General features: G+C 64.1%; 29 protein-coding genes and 2 pseudogenes. 14 read left to right on the top strand and 17 right to left on the bottom strand.

The features are described from left to right. Positions 1 to 2: 2 nt before the first annotated feature. Complete coding sequence (locus GJ630_RS13885) at positions 3 to 1,181, top strand: MBL fold metallo-hydrolase (protein ID WP_191450074.1); 1,179 nt, start codon at positions 3 to 5, stop codon at positions 1,179 to 1,181. A gap of 22 nt (positions 1,182 to 1,203) precedes the next feature. Here the strand turns inward: GJ630_RS13885 and GJ630_RS13880 are convergent, their stop codons facing one another. From GJ630_RS13880 to GJ630_RS13865, 4 genes are all read right to left on the bottom strand, one after another. Then, on the bottom strand, positions 1,204 to 1,497 hold the full coding sequence (locus GJ630_RS13880) for a DUF6432 family protein (protein WP_004958397.1): 294 nt from the start codon (positions 1,495 to 1,497) through the stop codon (positions 1,204 to 1,206). Between the two features lie 249 nt (positions 1,498 to 1,746). Next, on the bottom strand, positions 1,747 to 2,427 hold the full coding sequence (locus GJ630_RS13875; protein WP_252718814.1) for a hypothetical protein: 681 nt from the start codon (positions 2,425 to 2,427) through the stop codon (positions 1,747 to 1,749). Then, positions 2,424 to 2,828, bottom strand: a complete 405-nt coding sequence (locus GJ630_RS13870) for a hypothetical protein (RefSeq protein WP_191450072.1) — start codon at positions 2,826 to 2,828, stop codon at positions 2,424 to 2,426. The genes GJ630_RS13875 and GJ630_RS13870 overlap by 4 nt, the downstream gene beginning before the upstream one ends. A 65-nt stretch (positions 2,829 to 2,893) precedes the next feature. After that, complete coding sequence (locus GJ630_RS13865) at positions 2,894 to 4,219, bottom strand: PKD domain-containing protein (RefSeq protein ID WP_191450070.1); 1,326 nt, start codon at positions 4,217 to 4,219, stop codon at positions 2,894 to 2,896. A gap of 149 nt (positions 4,220 to 4,368) precedes the next feature. Between GJ630_RS13865 and GJ630_RS13860 the strand changes: the two genes are divergently transcribed. Then, a complete protein-coding gene (locus GJ630_RS13860; RefSeq protein WP_151103784.1) occupies positions 4,369 to 5,226 on the top strand; it encodes a hypothetical protein in 858 nt (285 codons plus the stop codon). 38 nt (positions 5,227 to 5,264) lie between these two features. Further along, positions 5,265 to 5,657, top strand: a complete 393-nt coding sequence (locus GJ630_RS13855; protein WP_008308010.1) for a DUF5611 family protein — start codon at positions 5,265 to 5,267, stop codon at positions 5,655 to 5,657. A gap of 407 nt (positions 5,658 to 6,064) precedes the next feature. Here GJ630_RS13855 and GJ630_RS13850 read toward each other — a convergent pair whose 3' ends face one another. The 3 genes from GJ630_RS13850 to sepF form a co-directional block, all read right to left on the bottom strand. Continuing rightward, a complete protein-coding gene (locus GJ630_RS13850; RefSeq protein WP_014041252.1) occupies positions 6,065 to 6,832 on the bottom strand; it encodes an ABC transporter permease in 768 nt (255 codons plus the stop codon). Continuing rightward, positions 6,829 to 7,773 (bottom strand): ABC transporter ATP-binding protein, encoded by a 945-nt coding sequence (locus tag GJ630_RS13845; RefSeq protein WP_191450068.1) that lies wholly within the window; start codon positions 7,771 to 7,773, stop codon positions 6,829 to 6,831. Before GJ630_RS13845 ends, GJ630_RS13850 begins: the two co-directional genes overlap by 4 nt. 123 nt (positions 7,774 to 7,896) lie before the next feature. After that, positions 7,897 to 8,256, bottom strand: a complete 360-nt coding sequence (gene sepF, locus GJ630_RS13840) for a cell division protein SepF (RefSeq protein ID WP_014041254.1) — start codon at positions 8,254 to 8,256, stop codon at positions 7,897 to 7,899. A 143-nt stretch (positions 8,257 to 8,399) separates the two neighbouring features. On the opposite strand from sepF, the gene GJ630_RS13835 reads away from it, so the two are divergent. After that, complete coding sequence (locus GJ630_RS13835) at positions 8,400 to 8,819, top strand: hypothetical protein (protein WP_014041255.1); 420 nt, start codon at positions 8,400 to 8,402, stop codon at positions 8,817 to 8,819. 26 nt (positions 8,820 to 8,845) lie between these two features. Here GJ630_RS13835 and GJ630_RS13830 read toward each other — a convergent pair whose 3' ends face one another. Continuing rightward, entirely contained in the window at positions 8,846 to 9,325 is a 480-nt protein-coding gene (locus tag GJ630_RS13830) for an RNA-binding protein (RefSeq protein WP_064288762.1), read from the bottom strand. A gap of 95 nt (positions 9,326 to 9,420) precedes the next feature. Between GJ630_RS13830 and GJ630_RS13825 the strand changes: the two genes are divergently transcribed. Next, positions 9,421 to 10,332 carry a cobalamin-binding protein gene (locus GJ630_RS13825; RefSeq protein WP_191450066.1) on the top strand — a complete coding sequence of 304 codons (912 nt, stop codon included), beginning with the start codon at positions 9,421 to 9,423 and terminating at the stop codon, positions 10,330 to 10,332. Positions 10,333 to 10,356: 24 nt separating this feature from the next. On the opposite strand, the gene GJ630_RS13820 is transcribed toward GJ630_RS13825, so the two are convergent. From GJ630_RS13820 to GJ630_RS13795, 6 genes are all read right to left on the bottom strand, one after another. Further along, complete coding sequence (locus GJ630_RS13820) at positions 10,357 to 11,061, bottom strand: alpha/beta fold hydrolase (RefSeq protein ID WP_191450065.1); 705 nt, start codon at positions 11,059 to 11,061, stop codon at positions 10,357 to 10,359. Between the two features lie 67 nt (positions 11,062 to 11,128). Next, positions 11,129 to 11,500 carry a DUF5658 family protein gene (locus tag GJ630_RS13815; protein WP_050007092.1) on the bottom strand — a complete coding sequence of 124 codons (372 nt, stop codon included), beginning with the start codon at positions 11,498 to 11,500 and terminating at the stop codon, positions 11,129 to 11,131. 113 nt (positions 11,501 to 11,613) lie between these two features. Next, a complete protein-coding gene (locus GJ630_RS13810; RefSeq protein ID WP_129755581.1) occupies positions 11,614 to 12,429 on the bottom strand; it encodes a molybdopterin-synthase adenylyltransferase MoeB in 816 nt (271 codons plus the stop codon). 98 nt (positions 12,430 to 12,527) lie between these two features. Further along, on the bottom strand, positions 12,528 to 13,502 hold the full coding sequence (locus tag GJ630_RS13805; RefSeq protein ID WP_014041260.1) for a methyl-accepting chemotaxis protein: 975 nt from the start codon (positions 13,500 to 13,502) through the stop codon (positions 12,528 to 12,530). A gap of 89 nt (positions 13,503 to 13,591) precedes the next feature. Further along, the gene (locus tag GJ630_RS13800) at positions 13,592 to 15,094 is read right to left on the bottom strand and encodes a carboxypeptidase M32 (RefSeq protein WP_191450064.1); all 1,503 of its coding nucleotides are present in this window, start codon (positions 15,092 to 15,094) and stop codon (positions 13,592 to 13,594) included. Between the two features lie 98 nt (positions 15,095 to 15,192). Further along, positions 15,193 to 16,275: a M20 family metallopeptidase gene (locus GJ630_RS13795; protein WP_129755584.1), complete on the bottom strand. Its 1,083-nt coding sequence runs from the start codon at positions 16,273 to 16,275 to the stop codon at positions 15,193 to 15,195. 119 nt (positions 16,276 to 16,394) lie between these two features. On the opposite strand from GJ630_RS13795, the gene GJ630_RS13790 reads away from it, so the two are divergent. From GJ630_RS13790 to GJ630_RS13780, 3 genes are all read left to right on the top strand, one after another. Further along, on the top strand, positions 16,395 to 18,272 hold the full coding sequence (locus GJ630_RS13790) for a PINc/VapC family ATPase (RefSeq protein ID WP_191450063.1): 1,878 nt from the start codon (positions 16,395 to 16,397) through the stop codon (positions 18,270 to 18,272). A 98-nt stretch (positions 18,273 to 18,370) separates the two neighbouring features. After that, positions 18,371 to 19,192 (top strand): YqcI/YcgG family protein, encoded by an 822-nt coding sequence (locus GJ630_RS13785; RefSeq protein ID WP_191450062.1) that lies wholly within the window; start codon positions 18,371 to 18,373, stop codon positions 19,190 to 19,192. Position 19,193: 1 nt separating this feature from the next. Further along, on the top strand, positions 19,194 to 19,751 hold the full coding sequence (locus GJ630_RS13780; RefSeq protein WP_191450061.1) for a cysteine hydrolase family protein: 558 nt from the start codon (positions 19,194 to 19,196) through the stop codon (positions 19,749 to 19,751). Between the two features lie 48 nt (positions 19,752 to 19,799). On the opposite strand, the gene GJ630_RS13775 is transcribed toward GJ630_RS13780, so the two are convergent. Next, complete coding sequence (locus GJ630_RS13775) at positions 19,800 to 20,063, bottom strand: winged helix-turn-helix domain-containing protein (RefSeq protein WP_004514919.1); 264 nt, start codon at positions 20,061 to 20,063, stop codon at positions 19,800 to 19,802. 125 nt (positions 20,064 to 20,188) lie between these two features. Here GJ630_RS13775 and GJ630_RS13770 point away from each other — a divergent pair, with 125 nt between their 5' ends. Both GJ630_RS13770 and GJ630_RS13765 read left to right on the top strand, forming a co-directional pair. Beyond that, positions 20,189 to 20,485 (top strand): hypothetical protein, encoded by a 297-nt coding sequence (locus tag GJ630_RS13770; protein ID WP_023843411.1) that lies wholly within the window; start codon positions 20,189 to 20,191, stop codon positions 20,483 to 20,485. A gap of 2 nt (positions 20,486 to 20,487) precedes the next feature. Then, complete coding sequence (locus GJ630_RS13765) at positions 20,488 to 22,317, top strand: ribosome biogenesis/translation initiation ATPase RLI (protein WP_191450060.1); 1,830 nt, start codon at positions 20,488 to 20,490, stop codon at positions 22,315 to 22,317. 277 nt (positions 22,318 to 22,594) lie between these two features. On the opposite strand, the gene GJ630_RS13760 is transcribed toward GJ630_RS13765, so the two are convergent. Continuing rightward, positions 22,595 to 22,810 (bottom strand): hypothetical protein, encoded by a 216-nt coding sequence (locus tag GJ630_RS13760; RefSeq protein WP_014041267.1) that lies wholly within the window; start codon positions 22,808 to 22,810, stop codon positions 22,595 to 22,597. Between the two features lie 68 nt (positions 22,811 to 22,878). After that, on the bottom strand, positions 22,879 to 23,400 hold the full coding sequence (locus tag GJ630_RS13755; protein ID WP_004514915.1) for an archaemetzincin family Zn-dependent metalloprotease: 522 nt from the start codon (positions 23,398 to 23,400) through the stop codon (positions 22,879 to 22,881). 30 nt (positions 23,401 to 23,430) lie between these two features. On the opposite strand from GJ630_RS13755, the pseudogene GJ630_RS13750 reads away from it, so the two are divergent. The 4 genes and pseudogenes from GJ630_RS13750 to npdG all read left to right on the top strand — a co-directional run bounded on the left by GJ630_RS13750 (position 23,431) and on the right by npdG (position 26,000). Then, positions 23,431 to 23,843, top strand: a pseudogene (locus GJ630_RS13750) (UPF0146 family protein). A 19-nt stretch (positions 23,844 to 23,862) separates the two neighbouring features. Further along, positions 23,863 to 24,735, top strand: coding sequence for a TIGR01548 family HAD-type hydrolase (locus GJ630_RS13745; RefSeq protein WP_191450059.1), 873 nt, complete (start codon positions 23,863 to 23,865; stop codon positions 24,733 to 24,735). A gap of 78 nt (positions 24,736 to 24,813) precedes the next feature. After that, a complete protein-coding gene (locus tag GJ630_RS13740; RefSeq protein WP_050037057.1) occupies positions 24,814 to 25,203 on the top strand; it encodes a hypothetical protein in 390 nt (129 codons plus the stop codon). Positions 25,204 to 25,332: 129 nt separating this feature from the next. Then, a pseudogene (npdG, locus tag GJ630_RS13735) lies at positions 25,333 to 26,000 on the top strand (NADPH-dependent F420 reductase). The last annotated feature ends 8 nt before the right edge of the window (positions 26,001 to 26,008 follow it).

Genomic DNA, 26,008 nt, shown 5'->3' with positions numbered 1-26,008 from the left:
GTATGGCCGATGACTACCCTGACCCGCCGACGGACCCGCCGTCACTATCGGCAGCGGCGTTGCAGGCGGAACTGGACGCCGGCAAGTCGCTCCGGTTGCTCGACGTTCGCGACCGCGACGAGTACGAGCAGTGGCGGATTCGCGGCGAATCGGTGACAGCGACACAGCTCCCATTTACGAAGTTCCTTCAGGCGAAGGTGACCGGCGAAGTGGACGACATCGTCGGCGACGTGGCCGGCACCGGCCCGATAACGGTCGTCTGTGGCCGCGGCGAGGCCAGCGCCTTCGTCGCCGGCCTGCTGACCGAACACGGCATCGAGGCACAGAACCTCAGCGACGGCATGGAGGGGTGGGCGCGGCTCTACGAGGCCCGCGAGATCACCTGCGACGCCGCAACCGTCCTCCAGTACCGCCGGCCGTCGTCCGGCTGTCTCGGCTACATGGTCGTCAGCGATGGCTCGGCCGCTGTCGTCGACCCGCTCCGAGCGTTCACCGACCGGTACGTCGCCGACGCCGCCGACCACGACGCCTCGCTCACCCACGCTATCGACACGCACGTCCACGCCGACCACGTCAGCGGCGTCCGTCGTCTCGCCGCAGAGACCGGTGCCGAGCCGATCCTTTCCGAACGAGCGGTCGCCCGCGGTGTCGACGACGTGACCGCACTGGCCGCCGACGAAACGCTACGCGTCGGCTCGGCCACACTGGAGCCTCGTCCCCTACCCGGGCATACGACCGGCATGACCGGCTTCACCGTCGGCGACGTGCTCCTAGCCGGCGACAGCGTCTTCCTCGACAGCGTCGCCCGCCCAGACCTGGAAGCTGGCGCTGACGGAGCGAGGGATCTGGCCCGCGACCTCCACCGAACGCTGACCGAGCGACTCGCAACGCTACCCGGCGAAACAGTCGTCGCTCCGGGCCACTACAGCGAGTCGACAACGCCGGCTGACGACGGTACATTCACCGCTACGCTGGGCACTCTCCGCGACCGGCTCCCGGGGTTCGCGATGGACCGCGAGGCGTTCGTGGAGTACGCCTGTGACGATATCCCGCCGCGCCCCGCCAACTTCGAGCGGATTATCGCCATCAATCTCGGAACGGAGACGGCCGACGACGACACCGCGTTCGAACTCGAACTCGGTCCGAACAACTGCGCGGCCGCGCCGTCGGACGCGGTGTGACACCGCCACGACACAACAGCGGCTACAACGGGAGTCGCTTGCGAATCTGGTCCAGAATCGATTCGTCTTCGTCGGGCAACGACTCCCCCACCACGCCCTCGCCCGGGAGAATGACGGTTCGCTCGCCGTTGTCCTCGACCTCGATGAGGTCGTCCGCCTTGAGAGCCGCGAGCGCGTCCTCTATGCGGTCGATATTCTCCTCCGTCCGCGACCGAAGCTCGAAGACGGTCATCCCCTCATCACGGCGGTCAGCGAGCGCATCGAGCACCGCAACCTCTGTGTCGTCCCGGTCGCGATACTCCGGCTTCGCTCTCATATGTCCCTCTAAAACCGGCTGGGTCTAATCTTTGTCCCTCGGAATTCTGATATGCACACCTTGTGCAGCGAAGTGTACAACAACGGTGTCGAAGACAGGGCTTGCCGTTTCGCTCGTCCGTTCGTCTTAGATTCTGTAACCGGCTCTGTCTGACGGTCGTCGACAGAAAATAAATCTGACTGACTCCGGGGCAGTGCGGTCGTCGCCGACAACCACTCCGTAGCTCATAATATTGAAATGACTGTCCCTCTACTTCCACTTTTCATGGTAGCCAGGACCTTTCTCGACGGTCCCAGCATATTTTCCGGCATACACCACCATCGACCAATCACCAGTAGAATACTTCCACGCCCAGACGTACTTGATGTACCGCGTCTCAAACACTTCACCGTCTTCCGTGACAAAGGTTATGTTGACTGTATCAGGGATGTACGTGTGGTCTTCTTCGTCAAATCCCCTTGTGTTGTCATTGTAATTAGCCACAAGGGCATAATAATTCAAGATCGGGTCACGCCGGTCGGTTACGGTTTTAGTCCGGTTCGTGGTATCCCGCATTTCAACAGTCATATGATAAGTGCCGTTCTCAGGGAAGGTTTTGGTTTCTTCAAGCGCGCCGCTTCTATTAGTTATACGATACATTCGGTGCATATCCTCATCGAACTCTGCAAACTTCTCTGTCTTCGTTAGCTCTTGCCTATCGGATTCGGTTTCTATTGACTCAGGCTTTGAGGGTTCAGTAGCTTTGGCCGTTGGTTCGGACGTTAGCGTTTCAGTAGCCTCGGGTGTTGGATCAGGCGTGGCTTCTGGCGTCTGGGTTGGTACAGTTGTCTGTTCGGTTGGCCCACTCCCCCCCACGAAGCCGGAACATCCGGCAGACATAATCAGGAGAGCCATGGCGGCAACACTATATGGAGCGTTAGTTTTTATCATATGTCTTGAATCTCGTTGTTGGGATCTGTATCCCTGTTATCTTCCTCAACGGGCAGAAGGATCGGGATTTCAGTCGAGGTCGGCATTAGTTTTGGTGCCGAACTAACTGCTGACCCGGCATCGCCAAATGTCGTTGATGAGGCACACACGGTCCCACCGCCAGAGGCGAAAATCGAAATATCACGAATAGGGGCGGCGAAGACAACCACGAAAACTAATGGAGTCAAGCCGCTGGCAAGTTCATTACCAGACTGGATATCGGACAGCCATGGGTATTTGTCTGCATAAACATGCCCGTCCCTCCATATGGAAGTCGGCGCAGCGACTGGAAGCAGGAGAGCGCCTGCAACTGTCACTAACACAAAAGTGGTTATCTCTCCGAGCTTGTACTTTCGGTCCATCTTATCTTGAAATCAGCCGCTATTTCTTATAAATCCTCCGTTGAAAAAAACGAGATTGGAACATCCTACCAGAAACTCCAGCCACTGTCATCATCGTCGTCATCACTACTATCGTCACTGCTGTCATCATCGCTTCCACCACCCAACCAACCACCGCCCTCATCATCACCATCATCGTCGCTCCCACTGCTGAACCAACCACTGCCATCGTCATCATCACCATCGCTACTGGAACTACTGTCATCGTCATTACTTCCGCTATCGTCATCATCGTAGCTCCAGTCATAGCCACCGTCATCATCGTCATCACTACTGGAATCTCCACCTAGATCGTTTGGCACACTAGAGCCTGGGCGAGTACTACTGTCGGAATTAGAATTACTGGCAGTGCTATCGGTGCTACAGTAACTGCATTCATCATTATTACTACCGTTACTACCGCCATCATCGTCATCATCAGAGGCTGAGCGTTTCCTCTCTTCCGCCTCATCCGTTAGCTCATCAACGGTCTCCTTGCTGAACACTCCGCCATAACCGTCTTCAGAGAGCGAATTCAGTTCATCTTCGTCTGCTATCTTAGTGAGTTCATTGTCAACGTACACATGCAGGCCGTCCCGTCCGTCAGTATCGACGATGGTATCGCCAATAGTCATGGCAGCACTCGTACAGCCCTGGTTCTGACCGTCCACGTAGTAGTTCCCGCTGTTTGCTCCACAGCTGCTCCCACCACCACCGCCACCACCGTTGGCGGACGAGTCGACGACCTGAACTGTTTGATTGGAGGTCCCACGCCGTCCAGCGGCGTCGTAGGCGACCGCGCGGACGGACACAGAGCCGGAGTCGTTGAACGTGTGCGTAATGGTCGCGGTCCCGTTCTCACCGGCGAGTCGTGTCTGGTTCTGGGCGGTGCCGTTGACGACCCACGCGAGCGTTCGGAGGTCGGCATCACCGGCAGTCGCGTTTGCAGTCAGATTCCGCTGGAGGCCAACGGGAACCGCGGGCGGGGCCGACATCGAGACTGACGGCCCACCAGCGGCCACCACGTCGACGTGGAGCGTGTCCGAGCGCGACGCTCCGTCGTCATCAGTAACCGTGACAGTGACGTTGTACTGGCCGATCTCGGCCGGCGAGAACGTCGTCTGAACGCAGGTCTGGCAGTCGGGCGTGCGCGTCGTGCCGTCCGGCGTTTCGATGGACCACTCGACACTCTCAATTGTGCCGTCGGGGTCGCGCGAGCCGTTGGCGTCCAACTGGACCGACGTCTCTCGCTCGACGGACTGGTCCAGTCCGGCGTCGGCAAGCGGTGGCTGGTTCTCGGCCGCCACCGCTGTCCCGCCGAGAAGCGCCGAGAGGGCGAGGACCGACACCACGAGCGTCGTCATCCGCTGCATTGGCGTAACGTAGTACCGCTTCCAGTTATAAAATTTCACAAGCTGTGCTGAAATTAATGTAGCAGCGTCGCGAAACAGGGTAGCGTTCTGTCACGAGCGGTAGAGCCAACGGGCAGGGTTTAAGTACGCCACGGTGGGAAGTTCTGGCAATGGGTCTCAAATGTTCCGTCCTCGGGCACAAGTACGGTGAGACCACCGTCGAGCGCGAGCGCGAAGAGCAGGGTAGCGAAGTCGTCATCACCATCCAGGAACGGGAGACCTGTGAGCGGTGTGGAAATACGCGGATCGTCTCGGAGAACAAGGAGGTCACGGCAATCGAGACGCCGTCGGACATCGCCAGCGACCTCGTCGAAGACGAGTCCGAATCCGAAACGGTGGGGACCGAGTCACCGCCAGAAGACGAACCTGCTGATAGCGCGGCCGAACCCACAGACGAGGAATCGGAGCGCTCGGGTGGCTGGGATAGCGTCGACGACCCGGTCGAAGCACCGGACGACACAGGAATCGGCGACGAAAGCGTAGACGCCGGGGAACCGGTTGATCCGTCGGCTGACGACGCCGAGATTATCGACGATAGTGACGATGGCGAGGAAGAAAGCGGCGACGTGGAACTGGACGAGCCGACGACGACGGTCGACGTCCCGGACGCCGAAGGCGAGGAGCCGGTAACCGAAGACGAGACCGACCCGGAGAAAGACGACGGGCTCATTCTCGGCGAGGAAGAGGAATCGGAGTCGGCCGGCGACGACCGCCAGCCGGGCGAATGGCCCGATGAACCGGGGGACGACGGGGACGGCTGGTCGCCGGAGACGATGCCGGTCGATACCGGAACGGACGACGATTCGAGCGTCGAACCGACCAGCGACAGCGCCGTGACGGTTCCGGAAGGCGAGTTCGCCTGTCCGGAGTGTGGGTTCACCACCGAGGTGGAATCGACGTCGTTGCGCGCTGGGGACTTCTGTCCGGAGTGTCACAAAGGGTCACTTATCACCCGGGGCGAGGAGTGAACGCAAAGGGTAAGACAGCCCCTCGCAAAAACTCGCCCATGCGAGAGTACAAGATGCGACGGGGCGAGCATCTCGAAGACCGCGTCCCTGATATGGAAGCGTTCGTCGAGGAGTACTTCGGCGAAGTAACGGATACAGAAGAGTACGAAGGCAACGACCTGCTGGTCGTCGACGACCCCGACAACCCCGTGTTCGACCGGGTCGTCGCGGGCCGCGTCGAGTACGGCTCGAAGAAAGACAAGATCGCACTCCACATCGACGAGCGACCGGCAGAGGACGTCATCGCCGAGGGCAACGTCGATGCGGCCGAGGACGCCGTCGCTATCAAGAACGATTTCCTGGAGGAGGCGACCGACCGCGACGCGAAGGCACGACGCGACTCACTGAAGCGCTCGGTCGAGGACGACGCCGACGCCCCGGACAACGTCTAACGACGGTCGTCGGGCGCACGCAGTCCGCGAGTGCCGGCAGGCTGGTACTGCGTATCGGTTCGGCACGGCCCGCGTAGCCATCCGGAAATTCTTCGATATCGACACTGAGTACCGCCAGTATCACGCAGCGTCAGACGGGCGTCACATCTAAATACGCTTGTGGCATAGGTTCACATACGCCTCACCCGGAGGCGCGCACAAGTATCCGGGGCACGAGACACCCCTCGTGTTGCCACGGAGCCAGCTCCGGGGCAGCCTGTCATAGTTTGTCCGCCCGCCGGAGCGGACCCAATCCGGCATTCGAGCGCGGCCAGGTCAGTTACCGAGCCGGCATTCCCGTTTCATCGGCGCGATATCGACGACAAAATGCAGCCGTTGATCGGAAAGATTCGAGAGTCAGAACGGCGCTACTCGGCGAGCCCGTAACCGCGCTTGAACAGCACGTAGTCGATTGACAGCACGACCACGGTCGTCCCGGTCAGGACGGCCAGCGACGTGTTCGGATCGATTTCGGTGACGCCGATCATGCCGTAGCGAACGCCGTTGACCATGTACACCATGGGATTGAGAAGCGAGACGTTCCGCCAGAACGCCGGGAGGACTTCGAGCGAGTAGAACACCGCGCCGAAGAACACCAGCGGCCGGAGAATGAACTGGTTCATCACTGTCAGGTAGTCGAAGTCGCTCGCCCAGAGGCCGCCGATGACGCCGAGCCCGCCGAACAGTGTGGTAATCACCAGCAGGAACGAGACGAGATACACGGGGTTGGCGACGGGAACCGAGGTGAATATCAGGCCCACACCGACGATCAGCAGTGACGTGACGACCCCCCGGAGTGCGCTGGCCGAGACATAGGCGGCCACCATGCTCCGGTTCGACATCGGAGAAGTGAGAACAGCCTGGATGTAGTCGTTCCAGCGCCCGTGGAAGATAGTGAAGGAGGCGTTCTCAAAACTGTCCGAAATGGCCCCGAGTACGACCAGTCCGGGCAGGACGAACTGGAGGTAGCTCACGCCCGCAATTTCCCCAATCCGGCTCCCCAGAATCACGCCGAACACGGAGAAATACAGCGCGTTCGTGATAATCGGCGGGAGGAAGGTGTTGTACGGCCGGCGGACGAACCGGAGGATTTCCCGCCGAACAAGTGTCAGGAACTGCGTCGCGTTCGCGTTCATGCGGACACCTCCGCGTACTCGCGGTCGTCGCGGGTCATGTCGACGAACACCTCTTCGAGCGACGCGCGGCGGATATCGAGCGAGGTCACGGTGTGACCCTGCGCTTCGAGGTCGCGCATGATCGCCGGCGCGGTCTGGCTCCCTCCCATCGCCGTGACAGCCAGACCCTCGTCAGTCAGTTCGATGTCGGTGATCCCCTCCACGTCGAGTCGCGGGGCCGTCCGCGGCATCTCGGCGAGTTCGAGGACGATAGTGTCCGTCCCGCGGGCCATCAGGTCGTCGGGGGTCGCCACTTCGACTTTCCGCCCGTCGTCCATGATTGCGACCCGGTCACAGAGGCGTTCGGCCTCCTCGATGTAGTGGGTCGTCAGCAGAATCGTCGTCCCAGCGTCGTTCATCCGGTTAATAATATCCCAGAGGTCGTGCCGGAGCTGGACGTCGACCCCGGCCGTCGGCTCGTCGAGGATGAGCAGGTCGGGGTCGGAAACGAGCGCGCGCGCGAGGACGAACCGCCGTTTCATTCCGCCGGAGAGCCAGTCGAAGCGTGTGTCGCGCTTGTCCCAGATACCGACCGTCTTCAGCGCGTCTTCGGCGCGCTCCCGGGCCTCGGCCCGACCGATGCCGTGGTAGCCCGCCTTGTGTTCCAGCACCTCGATGATGGGGAAGAAACGGTCGACGTTGAACTCCTGTGGCGCGACGCCGATGCGGTCGCGGGCCTCCCGGTAGTCGTCTTCCACATCGAAGCCGAACACCTCGGCGGTCCCCGCGTCTTTGTGGACGAGGCCGACCAGCGTGTTGATAAACGTCGTCTTGCCGGCTCCGTTCGGCCCGAGCAGCCCGAAGAACTCGCCTTGCTCTACTGTCAATTCTAGGTCGTCGAGCGCCTGGACGTCGCCGTAGCGCTTCCCTAATCCACTGGCGCGTATCGCCGGTTCAGTCATTGCCGCCCTTAGCGTGGCGACACCGAAAAACGCATTGAAGCCCCCGAAAACCGGCAGTTAGACTGATACAAGCTGACAAGATCGACCGAACGGCGAGGTCCCGTTGGCCGGGCTGTCACAATCCTACTGACCGAGGCGTTCCCGGGAGATGCCGACGCCAGCCGGCGTGATGATGAGCTGGTCGTCGTCCTTCTGGACGATGTCGCCACCGACCTCGTTGGCGACCTGCTTGAGTTCGTCGCTGATGTGTTCCATCGTACGGTCCTGCGTGGAGTGGCGCGTGATGTCCGCGACGACCACGTCACCGTCGTAGACGGCGTCTTTGATGTCGATGACGTCCTGCTTGTCGCTGATACGGGCGATCCGAACCTGGCGTTCGAGTTCCGTCCCGGTCATCTCGAATTCGTTCGCGTTCAGTTCGACGTAATCCTCGGTGTTCCGAGAGGATCCAGACTCCCCGAGGATCTTGCTCATCAGTCCCATGTCACTCACGGCGTGCGCTACCCGTTTCAACTTTTCGTCCATCGAACGTGTCGCCACAGCACCCCTGATCGGCCGTGGTGGCGAGCAGGAACAGCGAGTCCCACACAAAACGTTATTCAGCGGCGGAGCAAACACCGACAGCGATGCGCCCGCCCTCCATCAGAACGACTCCCCGCACCGTCGCAGCCGTCGGTGGCGTCGTCTATGCCATCGGGGTGCTGTCGTGGCTGTTTGCAAGCGGCGTCCATTTCTCGTCGCAGGACCCGACGACACTCGCGTTCGGGGCCGGCTACGCCGCCGTTGGGATGGTCCTCACAGGTGCCGTCCCGCTGTATCTCTGTAGCCGCCTCTCGCTTGTTACGCCAGTCCTCGTGACGCTCTGGCTGCTTGGCAACACGGTGTCGCAGTGGTTCTACGGGACGCATCTCCACCCGTTGTCGTCGTATCTCACCGTCTGGCCACTGCTGCTCGGGGTGGCCGTGAGCGCTGGCGTGGCCGAAGCGGTTGCTAGAATCGGCATAGACCGTACCCTCGACCGGTTCGGGCTTCGGCCGCTGGTGTGACTGGAGTGCGATACCAGTGGACTGCGCTACACCGAGAACTCGAAGAGGTCGTCGCCGACGTGGTGCAGCGACTTGACGACTTTTCCGCTGTCGCCGACCATGTCGTCGCCGTCGGTCTGTGCGCGGCCGACAGCGAGGAACTTCCCGTGGGACTCCTCGTTGATGACGACCAGGTCGCCCTCGCTGATGTCGTCGTCGGCCTCGGTGATGCCCGGCCGCATGATGTCAGCGCCGTCCGAGACAAAGGAGACGGCCCCCGCATCGACGGTGACGACGTGTTTCTGTGGCGGGTACTGATTAGCTCCCTGAACGGTCAGGAACGGTTCGCCGTTCAGATAGAGGACGAGCGGGTCGCCATCGACGAGGACGACGTCCCAGTCGCTGTCGTCGAACTCGACCTTCTCGAAGCTGTCCGCGTCGAGTTCGACACCGAGGTTGTCCGACAGCGCCGTCGTGATGGTGTCGACCTCGTCCGAACGGAGGTGGTGTCGCGACTTGACTTCCATACCCGCGTCTCCTCGGCGACAGAGGGTAAGCGTAACGAACCGTGCGGACGGTGTGGCGGACGCAGGTTTTTGTCCGCGCGGGCTAAGGTCAGGGTATGCGAGTCGTCACGCTGCTGCCCTCGGCGACGGAAATCGTCTACGCGCTCGGCGTCGAGCCGGTCGGCGTCTCACACGAGTGCGACCATCCGCCGGCGGCCCGCGAGAAGCCGTCAGTCAACCGCTCGCACGTCGACCCGACGGCCTCAAGCGGCGAGATCAACGAGCAGGTCGCGGCCGCCGAGGAGGACGGCGGCGTCTACGCCATCGACCGCGAGACGCTGGCAGAACTGGACCCCGACCTCATCGTCACCCAGGGCGTCTGTGACGTGTGTGCTGTCGACCACGTGGTGGTCGCTGAGGCTGTCGAGGAACTGGGACTGGACGCCGACGTGCTGACGCTGGACGTCCACAGCCTCGACGACCTGTTCGAGTCCATCCACCGGGTCGGTGCAGCCATCAAGCGCGACGAGCGCGCCGCCGAACTCGTCGCGGACCTCCGTGACCGCGTCGCAGCAGTGGAGACAACAGCGGCGCGGGCCGAGACGACGCCCCGCGTGGCGGTGCTCGACTGGCTCGACCCGGTGATGGTCGGCGGGCACTGGGTGCCAGAGATGGTCCGGAAAGCCGGCGGCACCTATGGAATGGAAGAGGCGGGCGCTCACTCCCGGCCCCGCGAGTGGGAGGAGGTCGTCGACTACGACCCCGAGGTGCTGGTGGCCGCGCCCTGTGGCTTCGACGTGGCACAGACCCGCGAGAACATCGCTGACCTGACCGAGCGGCCCGGCTTCGACGATTTGACTGCGGTCCGGGACGGCCGGGCGTACGTGATGGACGGCCACCACTACGTAAATCGGTCGGGGCCGCGCCTCGTGGACACGCTTGAGTTCCTGGCGGCGCTGTGTCACCCGGACCTGTTCGAGACGCCGCCACAAGATGTGGTTGTAGACCTGCCGGCGCTCCGGGCGTAAACTGTCAGGGTACCGAACGCGGCATCAGCGGTCGGGGAGGAACGAGCGAACCGCCGCGCCGACCTTTTCCGGGGCTCGCCAGACACCGACGTGGCCGACATCGGATAGTTCGACGAACGTGGCAGCACTCATCGCGTCGTCGATTGCCCGAATTCCGTCGCGGAGATACGCCGGACTCTCGGACCCAGCAAGGAGTAGCGTGGGTGCATCGACCGTCTCGGCCAGCGGCGCACGCTCGGCGGTAGGCCACTGCGAGGGGTCGCCGCTGGTGCTCGTCTCGCGGAAGAACGCCTCGATGACGGCTTCACGGTCGCCCGCGTCGAGGTGGCCCCGGAGCCGTGGCGCGAGCGGTGCGCCGTCGCGGTGATCGCCGACCAGTATCGCCGGTTCGTACAGAATTAGCTGGGCGATATCGGTCTCTCTGGCGGCCTCCAGCGCACAGAGCCCCCCGAAGGAGTGACCGAACAGCACTGGGTCACCCGGGAGCGAATCGATCAGTGCGACCACGTCGTCGACCTCGCGGGCGAGCGAGTGGTCGTCGGCGTCGCCGCTCTCGCCTCGGCCCCGCCGATCCACCGCGACGGGCGTGTAGCCGTCGGGTAACTGAGAGCGAAACCGGTCCCAGACCGCCGACGTGCCGGTCGTTCCATGCACCAGCACGACCGGTTGTCCGTCGCCAGGGCGGTCGTACGCGATGGCGGTCCCGTCGGGTGACGTGAGTGTCTCCATTGGGCCAGATACTCCGGGGGGACGGTGCGAAAGCGTTGTGAATCGACAGAACGGAGTCGTTCTCGCGTCACACTACCGCAGCGACCAGCCCGACGTAGGTATTCCCGAGAACGACGACGACACCGAGGGCCACGACCGAGAGAAACCAGGCCCGCCACAGCGGGACCCGCTCGACCACGTCGCGACACTCCAGCAGGACGACGCCGACGTAGAGGACGACGGCCATCTTCAAAGCGATTACGAGCAGCGGTTCGTGAATAAGGAGGGTCCGTATCCACGGGTTTGCTTCCAGCCCCGGCCCGGCAAACTGCGCGGCGAACAGCGTCGACAGCGCATCGCCGAAGCCCCAGACGAGCACCAGCGAGAACACGAGTTCGACGTAGCCGGGCATCTGGAGGCGAACCGAGAGGGGATGCGATGCGTGGTCAGGGCTGGACATGTGAGGGGATACCGATACTCGCGGTTGTCGGCGCATAAAGCTCGCTTCCACAGTATCAGCCATGAAAACTGGCGGCGAGTACAGGGCGAGCCGGTCAGTACAGAGCGAGTCGGTCAGTCCTCGGCGAGCGAACAGCGTCCCTCGTAGCTTGCGTCGGCGACGCTCGCGATGGCCGGGTCCTCGCCACACACCGGGCAGTCGGGGTTGGCGGCGACGGGGATTTCCTCGAAGGACATCTCGGCGGCGTCGTAGGCGACGAGTCGCCCCTCCAGCGTCTCGCCGTAGTCCATCGCGAGCTTGACGACCTCGGTCGCTTGCATGCACCCGATAGTGCCCGGCAGGACGCCGAGAACGCCCGCGGTCGCGCAGTCGGGAACGGTTCCCTCCGGCGGCGCTTCGGGGAACAGACAGCGGTAACACGGACTGTCGCCGGAGAACGTCGTTACCTGGCCCTCGAACTGGAAAATCGCGCCGTGGGAGAAGGGCGTCCCCGACAGCGTGCAGGCGTCGTTGACGAGGAACCGCGTGGCGAAGTTGTCGGAGGCGTCGACGACGATGTCGTAGTCGGCTACCAGGTCGGTCGCGTTCTCCCGCGCCAGCCGCAGTTCGTGGCGATCGACGGTCACGTCGGGATTGAGGCCGGTGACGAACTCGGCGGCGCTGTCGACCTTCGGTCGGCCGACATCGTCGTCGCCGTGGATGACCTGCCGCTGGAGGTTCGACCGCTCGACCACGTCGTCGTCGACGATACCCAGCCGCCCGATGCCCGCAGCCGCGAGGTACTGGAGGACCGGTGCGCCGAGGCCGCCGGCCCCGACGACCAGCACGTCGGTGTCAAGCAGCGCGGCCTGGCCCTCCGGCCCCACGTCGTTCATGATGATATGCCGGGAGTACCGGTCAAGCTGTTCTGGATCCAGATCCGGTCGCATAGTGGCCGTACGCCACCCGGAGAAATAAACGACGGGTTCGTCGCGGGGGGCACGTTCGGGACGCAGAGCTGATCCGAACAGCCGGGACAGTTCGCCGCTCAGTTGTTGCGCTGGAGGTCCGCGACGAGATCGTCTATCGCCTGATTGATGTCGGTGAGAAGGTCGGTTTGCTCATCGGATTCCTCGGCGATGTCGGCCGTACCGTCGGCGATATCCTCGGCTGCGTCCGTGGACTGGTCGATCATGCTGGCCACTTCCTCGGTCGAGGCGGCCTGCTGGTCCGTCGCCGTAGCGACCTCCTCGATACCGTTGTTGACCTCGCGGACAGTGTCGTCGATCTCTTCGAGGATTTCGGTCGACTCCTCGACAGTGTCGATACCGTCGTCGATCTCTTCGTTGCTCTCTTCGAGGCTCTCGACGGCGTTCTCGGTGTCGTCCTGAATGCCGTCGATCATCTGCTCGATGGTCGTCGCCTGCTCCTGTGACTCCTCGGCGAGGCTCTTGACCTCGTTTGCGACGACGGCGAACCCTTCGCCCGCCTCACCGGCGCGAGCGGCCTCGATGGACGCGTTCAGCGCCAGCATGTTGGTCTGGTCGGCGATGTCGTTGATGACGTCGACGATCTCGTCGATCTCCTCGACGCTCTCCTGAATCGTCTTGACGTCCTCGGCGACGCTGTCGGCCGCCTGCTGGATGTTCTCCATCGCCTCGTGGACGTCGTCAGCGTTCCCCTGCCCGCGTTCGGCGAGTTCCTTTGCTTCGCGGGAGGCCGCGGACACCTCTTCGGACGACGAGGCGATCTGCTCGACCGACGCCGAGAGGTTCGACACCTCGTTTGCGATGTCTGTCAGTCCCTCGTACTGCTCGGCGGCCTGTTCGCGGATCTCGGCAGTTTCCTCCGCGATTCCGACCGACGTGCCCTCCAGCTCGGCCAGCATCGTCTGGATCTCGCTCGCTGCAGTGTGGCTGTAGCCGGCCTCCGTGTCGATATTCTCCGCGACGTCGTCCTGGATGTCCGTGTCGATCCCCGTCCCTGTTTGGTTCGTTACATTTTCCGTCGGTCTCTCAGCCATAGTAGTCGTCACAATGGGAGGGGAATATAAAACGAGTTGCCCAATAGTATCAGAGTCGATATCTGGAACGGGGTTCGTCGACCGTCGTGTCAGCAGTCGTACAGCGCGCGGTACTTCTCCTCGGCGTAGTCGAGGAAGTGCTCGGCGGTGAAGGACTCGCCCGTCGCTTCTTCCACGAGGTCGTCAGTCCGATAGCGTGCGCCGTGCTGGTGGACGTTCTCGGTGAGCCAGTCGTGAATCGGGCCGAACTCGCCGGCGCGGACGTGGTCGTCGAAGCCGTCGATGTCCTGCCGAGCGTGGTGGTCCAGTTGCGCGGCCAGCACCGACCCGAGCGTGTAGGTGGGGAAGTACCCGAAGGCCCCGTTGGTCCAGTGGATGTCCTGCAGGCAGCCCTCGGCGTCGGTGTCGGGGCGGATACCGAGATACTCTTCCATCTTGTCGTTCCAGACCTCTGGCACGTCTTCGACGTCGAGGTCCCCACGGATGAGGTCTCGCTCGATTTCGAAGCGGACGATGATGTGCATATGGTAGGTCAGTTCGTCCGCTTCGACCCGGATGAGGTTGTCGTCGTACACCTCGTTGAACGCTTCGTAGAACTGCTGGGCGGTGGCGTCGGTCCCGAGATGGTCGTTGGCCGTCTCGGTGAAGAAGTCCCAGAACGGCCGCGAGCGGCCGACGTGGTTCTCCCAGAAGCGTGACTGTGACTCGTGGACCGAGAGGTCGCGATTGTCGCCCAGCGGCGTGCCGTACGCTTCCTGTGGCAGGCCGAGCGTGTACGTGGCGTGACCGAACTCGTGGATGGTCGAGCCGAGCGCGTCAAGCGGGTCCTCGGGGGTGAAGCGAGTGGTGACGCGAGCGTCGAACTGCGTCCCCATGGAGAACGGATGGGGAGCGGTGTCGAGGCGGCCGCGGTCCCAGTCGTAGCCAAGCGTGTCAAGCGCTGTCTCGACGAGGTCGTGCTGGGTGTCGTCGTCGTAGATGCCCTCGAATGGGTCGGCAAGCGTCACGTCGCTGTCGGCGATGTCGTCGATGAGCGGGACGAGCGCGTCGCGGAGGTTCGTGAGTACTTCCTCGGCAGTGTCGATGCCGAGATACGGCTCGTACTCCTCGAACAGCACCTCGTAGGGGTCGCGGTCGGGGTCGATGGCGGCGGCGTACTCCCGGCGGAGTTCGACCAGTTCTTCGAGCGTGTCGGCGAAGGCGTCGAAGTCGTCCTCGGCCTTGGCTTCCTTCCAGACCGGCAGGGCGTTCGAGGACGCTTCGGAGAGGCGTTCGACAAGGTCTGCGGGGACCCTGGTGGCCCGCTCGTGGTCCCGCCGGACCTCCCGAACGACGGCCTCCTGTTCGGGGTCGAGGTCAGCGTCGTCGAGTTCGTCCAGCCAGTCGGCCAGATCGTCGTCGGTAAGCAGATCGTGATGGAGCGTCGAGATGGCGGAGGTCTGTTTCGCCCGGGCCGGCGTGCCGGCGTCGGGCATCATCACCTGCTGGTCCCAGTTGAGGACGCCGCCGGCGTCCTCGACGTAGTGGAGGCGGCGGACGTGATCCAGGAACTGCTCGTACGTGGACTCGCTGTCCTCGCTCGCTGTTGCCATACGGCGGCGTTAGGCCGGTGACCGTAAAGGCCCGACGCCGCCGGTAAGGGGTGCACTAGCTAACAGGACACATCAGGGCAGCGCGGAACAGCCGACAGTCACTCGGGCGGCCACGACTCGGCAACGTCCTCGTAGATGTCTCGACACCGCTCCAACACAGCCAGCGACACGCTCTCATCACCAGTGTGGGCCTCGCCGGGTTCGGCCGCGCCGACAATCACGCAGTCCGTCCCGGCCTGGGCGAGCCAGCCGGCGTCGGTCGCGTGCGGTTTGACGACGTGTTCAGGTGTCGCGTCCTGCGCGGCGGTAGCGGCGTCCAGCACCCGCTCCGCGAAGTCGGCGTCGCCACAGGCCATCGGCGGGAGGTCCTGATCAACGCGCCAGGAGACGCCGTCGATAGCTTCGACCCGGTCCAGCGGCGCGCGCTCGCCCGGGACTGTCCGCTCGTCGACGGTGACCTCGCATCGCTCGGGAATGACGTTCCAGGCCGAGCCGCCATCTATTTCTGTGACGGCGACACTCCCGCTCATTTCGTGGCCCAGGACGGTCGTCTCGGGGAAGTCGAGGTCCCGGACCATGTCGACGGCGTCGGTCGCGCGGTAGATGGCGTTCGCGCCGGCTTCAGGTTCGCTGGCGTGGGCCGCCGCGCCCTCGGCGACGATAGTCGATCCCCGCCGGCCTTTGTGGGCGACGGCCACGTCCGTCGTTCCTGGTGCGGAGTAGCCGGTCGACCCCTCACCGACGATGGCGTAGTCGGGCGCGAAGCCGTCCTCGATGGCGGCCTGACAGCCGATGCCGCCCTGTTCTTCGCCGACGAACGAAGCGAAAATCAGTTCGCCAGCGGGGTCGGCGTCCCGGAAGGCCAGCAACGCCGCGGCGACACACCCCTTCATGTCCGCTGCGCCCCGGCCGTAGAGACGGCCGTCGCGTTCCTCGACGACGTACTCGCCGTCGGCGTCGACCTGGGACTCGTCCGGCGGGACGACGTCGTGGTGGCCGACGAAGGCGAGCGAGTCGTCGGCCTGGCCCTTGCGGGCGATGACGTTCCCGTGGTCGTCGCGGGTGACTTGCGCATCGGTGTGGTCCCGGAGCCACGTCAGGATGTACTCCCCAGCAGCCGCTTCGTCGTCGTGACTGGGGATCGAAACGAGGGCACGAGTCAGCGACGGCAGCGTCTCCATACCGTGGGTCGTGTGCCGGAGCGGCAAAAATCCGGGGCAGGTGAGCCTGCCCGCGGACGGCAGGGACGGAGAGGGCACGGACTCCATACCCTTATCAACGGCAGTCTCCAACGGCCGATATGGAAATCGTACCGGACACGAGCGTGGTCATCGACGGCCGCGTGTCCGACCAAGTGAAGGCCGATGCCGACCCCGACACCGACGTCGACGGCATGGGCTTTGCCGGCGCGACGGTCGTCGTCCCCGAAGCCGTCGTCGGCGAACTCGAAGCACAGGCGAACGACGGCCGCGAGACGGGCTGGGAGGGCCTTGAAGAGCTCCAGACGCTCGTCGACCTGGCCGAGGGGGGTACTATCGACGTGGAGTACGTGGGCCGACGACCCGACGCCATCGAGAAGCGCGAGGCCGGCGAGGGGCAGATCGACGCGCTCATCCGGGACATCGCCGGTGACCGCGGTGCCACGCTCGTGACCAGCGACGACGTGCAGGCCCAGGTGGCCCGCGCGAAAGGGCTCGCAGTGGAGTTCGTCGAGCCGGTCAAGCGGACGGTCGACCGCCTGCAGATCGAGAACTTCTTCGACGAGGGGACGATGAGCGTCCACCTCAAGGTCGGCGTCCAGCCCTACGCCAAGAAGGGCTCTATCGGCGACATGCAGTACACGCCGATCCGCGACGACCCTGCAACCGAAAGTGAGCTACGGGAGTACGCCGCCGACATCGAGGAGAGCGCGCGCGCCTCGCCGGACGGCTTCCTCGAACTCGACGAGCCCGGGATGACGATCACCCAGTTCCGGGACTTCCGGATCGCCATCGCGCGGCCGCCCTTCGCCGACGCACTGGAAATCACGGCCGTCCGGCCCATCGTCAAGACCGAACTGGACGACTACGAGTACGCGGACGAACTCCGGGACCGCTTTACCGAACACCAACGCGGCGTCCTCATCTCCGGCTCACCCGGGGCCGGGAAATCGACGTTCGCCCAGGCGGTCGGGGAGTTCCTCGTCGACGCCGACTACGCGGTCAAGACGATGGAGAAGCCACGGGACCTCCAGGTCGGCCCGAACATCACACAGTACACCGAACTCGGCGGCTCCATGGAGAAGACCGCCGACTCGCTGCTGATGGTCCGGCCGGACTACACCATCTACGACGAGGTGCGCAAGACAGACGACTTCGAGGTGTTCGCGGACATGCGCCTGGCCGGCGTCGGCATGGTGGGCGTCGTCCACGCGACCCGCGCCATCGACGCGCTCCAGCGGCTCATCGGCCGCGTCGAACTGGGGCTCATCCCCCAGATCGTCGACACCGTCGTCTACATCGAAGCCGGCGAGGTCGACACGGTCTACGACGTGACGACCGAAGTCAAGGTCCCGCAAGGCCTCATGGAGGAGGACCTCGCGCGACCGGTCATCATGGTCAAGGACTTCGAGACCAACCGGCCGGAGTTCGAGATCTACACCTTCAACAACCAGGTCGTCACGGTCCCGCTGGGCGACGACGAGGACGAGCAGGACTCCGGCGTCGACCGCCTCGCCAAACAGGAAGTCGAGCGCGAGATCCGCTCCATCGCTCGCGGCCACGTCGAGGTCGAACTCCGCGGTCCGAACACCGCCGTCGTCTGGGTCGAAGACGACGACATCTCGCAGGTCATCGGGAAGGGCGGTGGCCGCATCTCCGACGTGGAGAACCGCCTCGGCATCGACATCGACGTGCGGACCTTCGAGGAACGGCCGTCAGGTCCCTCCGGTGGCCCCCAGACCGAATCCGGCGGCAAGCAGGGCGAGATCGTCCAGCCGGAAGTCACCTCCCGGCACGTCATCGTCCCGTTGGACGGCCACGCCGGCGACACGGTCGAACTGCAGGCCGACGGTGAGTACCTCTTTACCGCGACGGTCTCCCGCAGCGGCGAGATTCAGGTCTCGCGCGGGTCGGGCATCGCCGAGGAACTAGAGCGAGCGATCGACCGCGGCAGCACGATTACCGTCGTGCCGTCGTAGGGTTCGGCGAGCAAGCCGGTCGTGCGGTTATCGCCGAGAAATGGGGCCGAGCCGGCGAAAACGACAGCTAAATTCCGGTGGAACACGACCGACTAGCCATGACTGACGCAGTCGTCGGGAGCTTACAGGACCAGGAGACGCTGGCCGCCCGAGTGGAGCGCGGTGACGCACCGGAGTGGGTCGGGGCCCACTGGCGGACCTTCCGTGAGGGGCTGACCGGTGAGCGGAACGGCTCCCCGTTCCCCTGTTTTTTCGGCGCAGAGTCAGTTCGAGACGGTGAACCGCTGTACACGGCTGTCCCGTCAATGAGCGACCCGGACGCGCTGTTCGACCTCGGCCGGACGCTGCTCACGTATCTGGAGACCTATCAGGACCACAGCGAGCGGGCCTCGCTAGTGACCTTCTTCCGGCCGCCTGAGCGACCGCTGACGGAGGCCGAGTACCACGACCGACTCTGGCATATCCTCCAGTTCCTCCACGTCCACGACCCGGAGCCGTGGCCCGAGGACATCCCGACCGATCCAGATGACCCGCACTGGGAGTTCTGCTTCGGGGGCGAGCCGATGTTTCCGACCTGCCGCGCGCCGTTCTACGGCACGCGAAAGAGCCGCTACTGTCCGGTCGGGCTGGAGATCACGTTCCAGCCCCGGGCGCTGTTCGAGGACCTGAACGTCACGGCCGACACCGAGGCCGGTCAGCACGCCCGCAATATCATCCAGGGACGGCTGGAGGAGTACGACGGCGTCTGTCCCCACGCCGACCTGGGCGACTGGGGCGTCGAGGGCGATCGGGAGTGGCCCCAGTACATGCTGTCGTCGGACGAGGACGCGTCGCCGGACGAGTGTCCGATAACCGTGACGCGCGAGCACCCGAAATCGAAGTGGCTCATCGGGACGCCCGCCCCGGAGCCGGCCGACTGAAATGGTCGCACTGCCCGAGACACCGGTGCTCGTGCTGGTGGATTTCCAGCAGGGGTTCGACGACCCGGCGTGGGGGACGCGGAGCAACCCCGACGCCGAGGCGAACGCGACACGCCTGCTTACCGAATGGCGAGAGCGTGGGCTTCCGGTCGTCCACGTCCGGCACAACTCGACGGAGCCGGACTCGCCGCTCCGGCACGGCGAACCGGGGTTCGCGTTCAAGCCGGAACTGGAGCCCGAACCGGGAGAAGCGACGTTTGAAAAGCGCGTCAACGGCGCGTTCGTCGACACCGGACTGGAGGCGTGGCTCCGCGAACGGGACCACGAGACGCTCGTTGTTTGTGGCCTGACGACCGACCACTGTGTCTCGACGACGACTCGGATGGCCGAGAACCGCGGCTTCGACGTCGTCGTCCCAGGCGACGCGACGGCGACGTTCGACCGAACGCTCGACGGCGAACGCTTCGAGCCGTCGCTCGTTCACCGGACTGCGCTGGCGCAACTGCGCGGTGAGTTCGCGGAGATCGCGATGACGGACGACGTGGTCGCGTCGCTGTAACCAGCGGCTGCGTGAACGCGTCGCGAAACAGCCAAGCGAGAAGGCGTGTCAGTCCGAGACGGCGGCGTCCGCTTCCGCCGGTTGGTCGATAATCTCGTAGAGATTCTGTCGCGCGTCGGCGAAGTACACGTCTTCTTCGATGACACCGACTTCGTCGAGTCGTTCCAGAGCGTAGCGAACGGTCCGTGCCGAGAGCATCGACTCCTCGACGATGCCTTTCTGTGTCAGCGGGCCGTCGTACTCCAGAACCTTGTATACGAGCTTTGCGCTCGGCGGAAGGTCTGCGATGGCCTCCCCATCAGAGTCCGTCATTACCCGTAATCACAAGCGCCGGGCGCATAAAGATTGAGGAGTCCGTCTCGCCGCCGCACGCATTTGCGGCCGCGTCACAGTACTGAACCGCGCACCTTTTGGTTGCGGGTAGTGGAACGTGTGGTATGGCTACGGAAACGGCGGACGGAATGAGCTCCCATATGCGGGGGCTCACTGTCACGACGCTGACAGCCGTCGCTGGCATCGCCGCCGCGTTCGGTTCCAACGAGTTAGCGGCCACGCCGGACGCCCCGCAAGGGATACTTGTCCTCGCGGTCGCTATCGCAGCACAGTTCCCGATTCTGCGGGTGATCGGCATCGACACGGACGACCTCTCGGCGAAGGACGTGCTCTACATCGGCTTCATGACCTTCTCGCTGTGGTTCGTCTCGTGGGGCATTCTCCTCACGACGGGAGCGTAACGATGGCCGAGGACAGTATCGCCGTCGTCGACCTAGAGCGGTGTCAGCCCGACCGCTGTAACTACGAGTGCATGAACTACTGCCCGCCCAACCGCAGCGGGAAAGAGTGCATCGTCAAGCGGGAAGACGAGTACGAGGAGGACGAACCCTTCGAGGGCCAGCCCGACCAGGTCCGCATCTCCGAGGAGATCTGTCTGGGCGAGTCCTGCGGTATCTGCGTGAACAAGTGCCCGTTCGACGCCATCGAGATCATTAATCTCCCACAGGAGCTGACCGACGAGCCGGTCCACCGCTACGGGGAGAACGCCTTCGCGCTGTACGGGCTTCCGAGCCCCGCCGAAGGCCAGGTGACGGGGATTCTCGGCCCGAACGGCATCGGGAAGACCACCGCCGTCCGCATCCTCGCCGACGAGATGCAGCCCAACCTGGGCCGCTACGGCGAGGAGCCGAACTGGGACGAGATCCTCGACGAATACCGCGGGACTGCCCTGCAGGAGTACCTCGAACAGATGCGCGACGGCGACGTGAGCGTCGCCCGCAAGCCCCAGTACGTCGACCGGATTCCGGACCAGTTCGACGGCAAAGCCATCGAACTGCTGGACCAGACCGACGAGCGGGGCGACCTCGACTACCTCATCGAGCAGACGGGTATCGAGCCGGTCGTCGACAACCACATCGACGACCTCTCCGGCGGGGAACTCCAGCGGGTCGCCCTCGTCGCCACGCTGGCGCGGGACGCCGATTTCTACTTCCTCGACGAGATCACGCCGTATCTCGACATCGGCCAGCGGATGACCGCCGCGCGGCTCATCCGGGAACTCGCCGAGGAGGAGGACCGCTCGATGCTCGTCGTCGAGCACGACCTCGCCATCCTGGATCTCCTCGCGGACAATATCAACGTCGCCTACGGGACCCCCGGCGCGTTCGGTATCATCACGCCGCCCAAATCGACGAAGAAGGGCATCAACGAGTACCTCTCGGGCTACCTCGAAAACGAGAACATGCGCATCCGCCAGACGGACATCGAGTTCGAGGAACACGCGCCACGGAGCGCCTCCAGCGGCGACGTGGTCATCGAGTACCCCGAGCTCCAGAAGAGCTACGGCGACGGCGAGTTCTCGCTGGATGTCGAGGCCGGCACCATCCGCGAGAGCGAAGTACTGGGCGTCGTCGGCCCGAACGGTATCGGGAAGTCGACGTTCGCGAAGATGCTCGCCGGCCGGCTCGAACCGACTGCGGGCGAAATCGACACCAGCCTCGACATCGCCTACAAGCCCCAGTACATCGAGATCGACCAGCCGATGCGCGTCGACGCCTTCCTCGCGTCGATCACGGACGACTTCGGGAGTTCCTACTGGAACACCGAAATCGCCCAGCCGCTCCAACTGGAGTCGGTGATGGAACAGCAGCTCACCGATCTCTCCGGCGGGGAGCGCCAGCGAGTCGCCATCGCGGCCTGCCTCTCGAAGGACGCCGACCTCTACCTGCTGGACGAGCCCTCGGCCCACCTGGACGTGGAACAGCGCGTCATGGCGACCTCCGCGATCCGTCGCTACGCCGAGAACCATGACGCGACGGCGATGGTCATCGACCACGACATCTACATGATCGACCTGCTGGCCGACCGCCTGCTCGTCTTCGACGGTGAACCGGCCCGGAACGGCCACGCCGCGCCGCCACAGGGCATGCGCGAGGGGATGAACGAGTTCCTCCAGAACCTCGACATCACCTTCCGCCGTGACGAACGGACCTCCCGCCCTCGCATCAACAAACCCGACTCGCAACTGGACCGCGAACAGAAGAACGCCGGCGAGTACTACTACGCGCCGTAGGCTCAGAGCGGGAGCGAGGCTGGCGAGAGCCAGACGGCGACTGTCTCGTCATCGGAAATCTACGGGTGAAGAGACCTCAGCCGGAGTCGTTTTTGCGAGAACAGCTGTGCTCAAGCGGTTTCGTCGACGGAGGTCGATACTCGACGGTCGCGCCTGCCGAACCGCGCTCGGCGTGGCTATTGACTCCACATGTCACCCCGGGAGTTAGCTGGTGAGACTACGTCTCAGGTAGTAGTACAGCCGCTACTCGCAAAGGAGACAGGAGTAGTCCGCGGCGTTACGCCGCAGGGTCATTGCCACCGTCCGTCTCGGACCCCGCAACCGCATCGTCGAGACCGTCAGCGACTTCGGCCGGGTCGAACTCCTCGTCCGGGTCGAGTTCGCGGTCGGTTTGCTCGTCTGCCTGGGATTCGGTGATTGATTCGTCGCCGGTGACCGTCACGAAGATGTCTCGCAGTTCTGCAACGCGTTCGGGGGACTGACTCTTGCTCATCGCGTATGTGTACAAGTACCACGGAACTGTAGGCGCTATACCGAATCAGTTTGGTATGCGCTCGCAAACTACAGCACGTTTCGCTGGCAAGAGCCACACAGTGAGACTTCCTTCACGTCGACTTGTCGGACAGTGGGGGAGAAGTTCATCACGCAGCGTTTGTTGTCACAGTGCTCCAGCCCGAGGGTATGGCCGACCTCGTGGACGACCTCCTTGCGTACTCGCTGCGAGAAGATTTCGCCGGCCGAGCGGTTCGAGAACCCGCCATCGGAAGATGTCTGGAGCCGGTACGTGGAGATGACGCTGCCGGAGCCACCGAGATATGCGAGCCCAAAAACGTAGTTCCGGCGGCGGTAGAAGAGATCTTTCGGCGTGATAGCGATGTTTTTGCCGCCGGAGCCGACCCGGCGAGCCAGGTCGATGAACTCCTCTGCGCGGTACTGGTCGCGGTCCCCATCGTACGCGCCGGCGGGAATGGACTGTGGCTCGTGCATCGAGACTTCACAGTCGTAGACGGATCGAAGTCCGTCCGAGGCCTCGCGTTTGACCTGGGCCGAGACCTCGCCCACCGGCACGATGTCGACGTGCATGGGAACGCATATGCGCCCGCATCTCATAAATTGTACGACGTGACCGACACCACCGGCCCGCTTGTCGACCGACTGGCGTCTGTCGATTCCGTCGTCGAGGTCGGCATCGGAAACCACCCTGACGTAGCCGGGGCCCTGGCCGAGCGGGGCGTGGATGTGACCGCAACGGACATCGTCGAACGGGCGGTCCCCGAGGCGTGCGGTTCGTTGTCGACGATATTCTCGACCCCGACGAGTCCGTCTATGCGGGGTGTGATATCGTGTTCGCCCGGAATTTACCGCCGGAGCTGCACCGACCGACGCTGGCCGTCGCCAACACCGTCGGGGCGGCATTCTGGTTCACGACGCTGGGCGGCGACCAGCCAACGGTCGCCGTCGAGCGGGAGCAGCTCCCGGGCGGGGAGACGCTGTACCGGGCGAAAGATAGCAAGGCGCTTGAGTGAGGACTGCCTTCGCTCGCCCATGCAAGTCGACGCGGTCGTCCTCGACATCGACGGCGTGCTGGTGGACGTGGCCGACTCCTATCGTCGGGCAATCGTCGAATCTATCGACCGGGTGTACGGTGACACGATCAAGAAGGCGGCGGTCCAGCAGTTCAAGGACGCCGGCGGGTTCAACAACGACTGGGAACTGACCTACGCAGCGGCGCTGTTCGTCCTCGCCGACCGCGAGTCCGCCGTCTCCGACCTGGCGGCGTTCACCGACGCCATCGCCGAGCGCGGCGGCGGCCTCAACGCGGCCGAGGCAGTGGTTCGTGACCTGCTGGACGAACCGGCCGAAGACCGAGTCTTCGACGCCTGGGACCGCGAACAGCTCCGGGACGTGTTCCAGACGCTGTATCTCGGCACTGACCTCTACCGGGACATCGAGGGCGGCGAGCCGCCGTTTGCCGCGCCCGGCTACATCCACGACGAGCCGCTCCTGGTCGACGACGAGACGCTGTCGGCCCTGCAGGCCCGCTTCGCCGTCGGCGTCGTCACCGGCCGCCCGGCCGCCGAGGCCGACATCGCGCTGGAGCGCGTCGGTCTCGACCTGCCCACAGAGCACCGCTTCACCATGGATGACTGGGAGGAGGGCAAGCCCCACCCCGCCGCCCTGCGGACGCTCGCCGAGCGCTTCGACGCCGAGCGGGTCGCCTTCGTTGGAGATACCCTCGACGACGTGGCGACGGCGGTCAACGCCGACGAAGCCGACGACGACCGCGTGTACTACGGCATCGGCGTCCTGACCGGCGGGCTGACCGGCGACGCCGGCCGCCGGACGTTCGCCAACAACGGCGCGAGCGCCGTCGTCGAATCGGTCACCGACCTGCCGGAGCTTCTGGATGCGGCGTAGCCCGCGTCATCGGGTCACCGGCAGCGCCCCTCGACCGCAAACAGCAACGGTTTCACCGGCGGGACAGAGACCTCGGGTATGCGACGACTGCCGACGTTTGGCTGGGCATTCCTGGTGAGCATCTGGGCCGGGCTCGTCGGGGGCGCGGTCATCCACGAACCGTCGGTCGATTTGGTGCCGCTGTACGCCGTCACCTGCCAGTTAATCGGCCTCGTCGTGGCCTACTGGACGATGCGCGAACGCGACGACATCCTCGAATCCGTCCACCGGCCGGGCCGCGTCGGGATGTTCATCATCGTCCTCTTTTTCGTGATGGTCCCGCTCTCGACGATATTTGCTCTCTGGCTCGGGGCCACCTCGATCCCCGGCGTCGCGACACAGTGGCTCAGCTATCTGGTGGGCCTCGGGAGCGCGCTGTACGTCGCCTTCGCCGGCGGGTTCGACCGGGCCTGGGAGGAGTACACCTGATACTGTCGGCTGTACGTCTGTAAAGAATTTCGCCACACAGGGTAGCGAATATCGGACACTAGGGACAGCCAACAGTATGACCGAACCTGTCACACAACGTTTATTCAGTGGTCGGCCTACGCCGTAAGTATGGACATCGCGTTGCTTGGCGGTACTGGAGACATCGGCCAAGGTCTCGCCCTCCGCTGGGCTGACGACACCAACCACACGATCATCATCGGCTCCCGGAAAGCCCAGAAGGCGGCGAACAAAGCGGAGGAGTACGAGACAGAACTGGCCAGCCGCGGCCACGACGACGTGGCAATCGCTGGCTGGGTAACGAGGACGCCGCCGCCCGCGCCGACGTCGTCGTCGCCGCCGTCCCCGCCTACCACCTCACGGACACCATCGACGCCGTCGCCGACGAACTCGACGACACCACGCTCGTGTCCCCCGCCGTCGGGATGCAACGCGACGAGGACGGCTTCCACTACAACCGCCCCGGTGCCGGCAGCGTCACGCAACTGGCCGCCAACGCCGCCCCCGACGACACCCCCGTCGTGGGTGCCTTCCACAACCTCGCAGCCGGCCGCCTCGCCAACCTCGACGCCGATCTGGACTGGGACACCATCGTCGTCGGCGACGACACCGACGCCAAGGACACCGTCTGTGAACTCGCCGAAGGCATCGAGGGGCTGCGTGCGCTGGACGGCGGCCCGCTCGCTAACGCCGCCGAAATCGAGGGACTGACGCCGTTGCTCATCAACGTCGCCCGCCACAACGACGGTCTGCACGACCTCGGCGTGCGGTTCCAATAGTACCTTTT

It is taken from the genome of Haloarcula sp. CBA1122, assembly GCF_009741785.1.
GTDB classification, from domain to species: Archaea; Halobacteriota; Halobacteria; order Halobacteriales; family Haloarculaceae; genus Haloarcula; species Haloarcula hispanica.
This window is presented reverse-complemented; position numbering and strand designations above follow the sequence as displayed.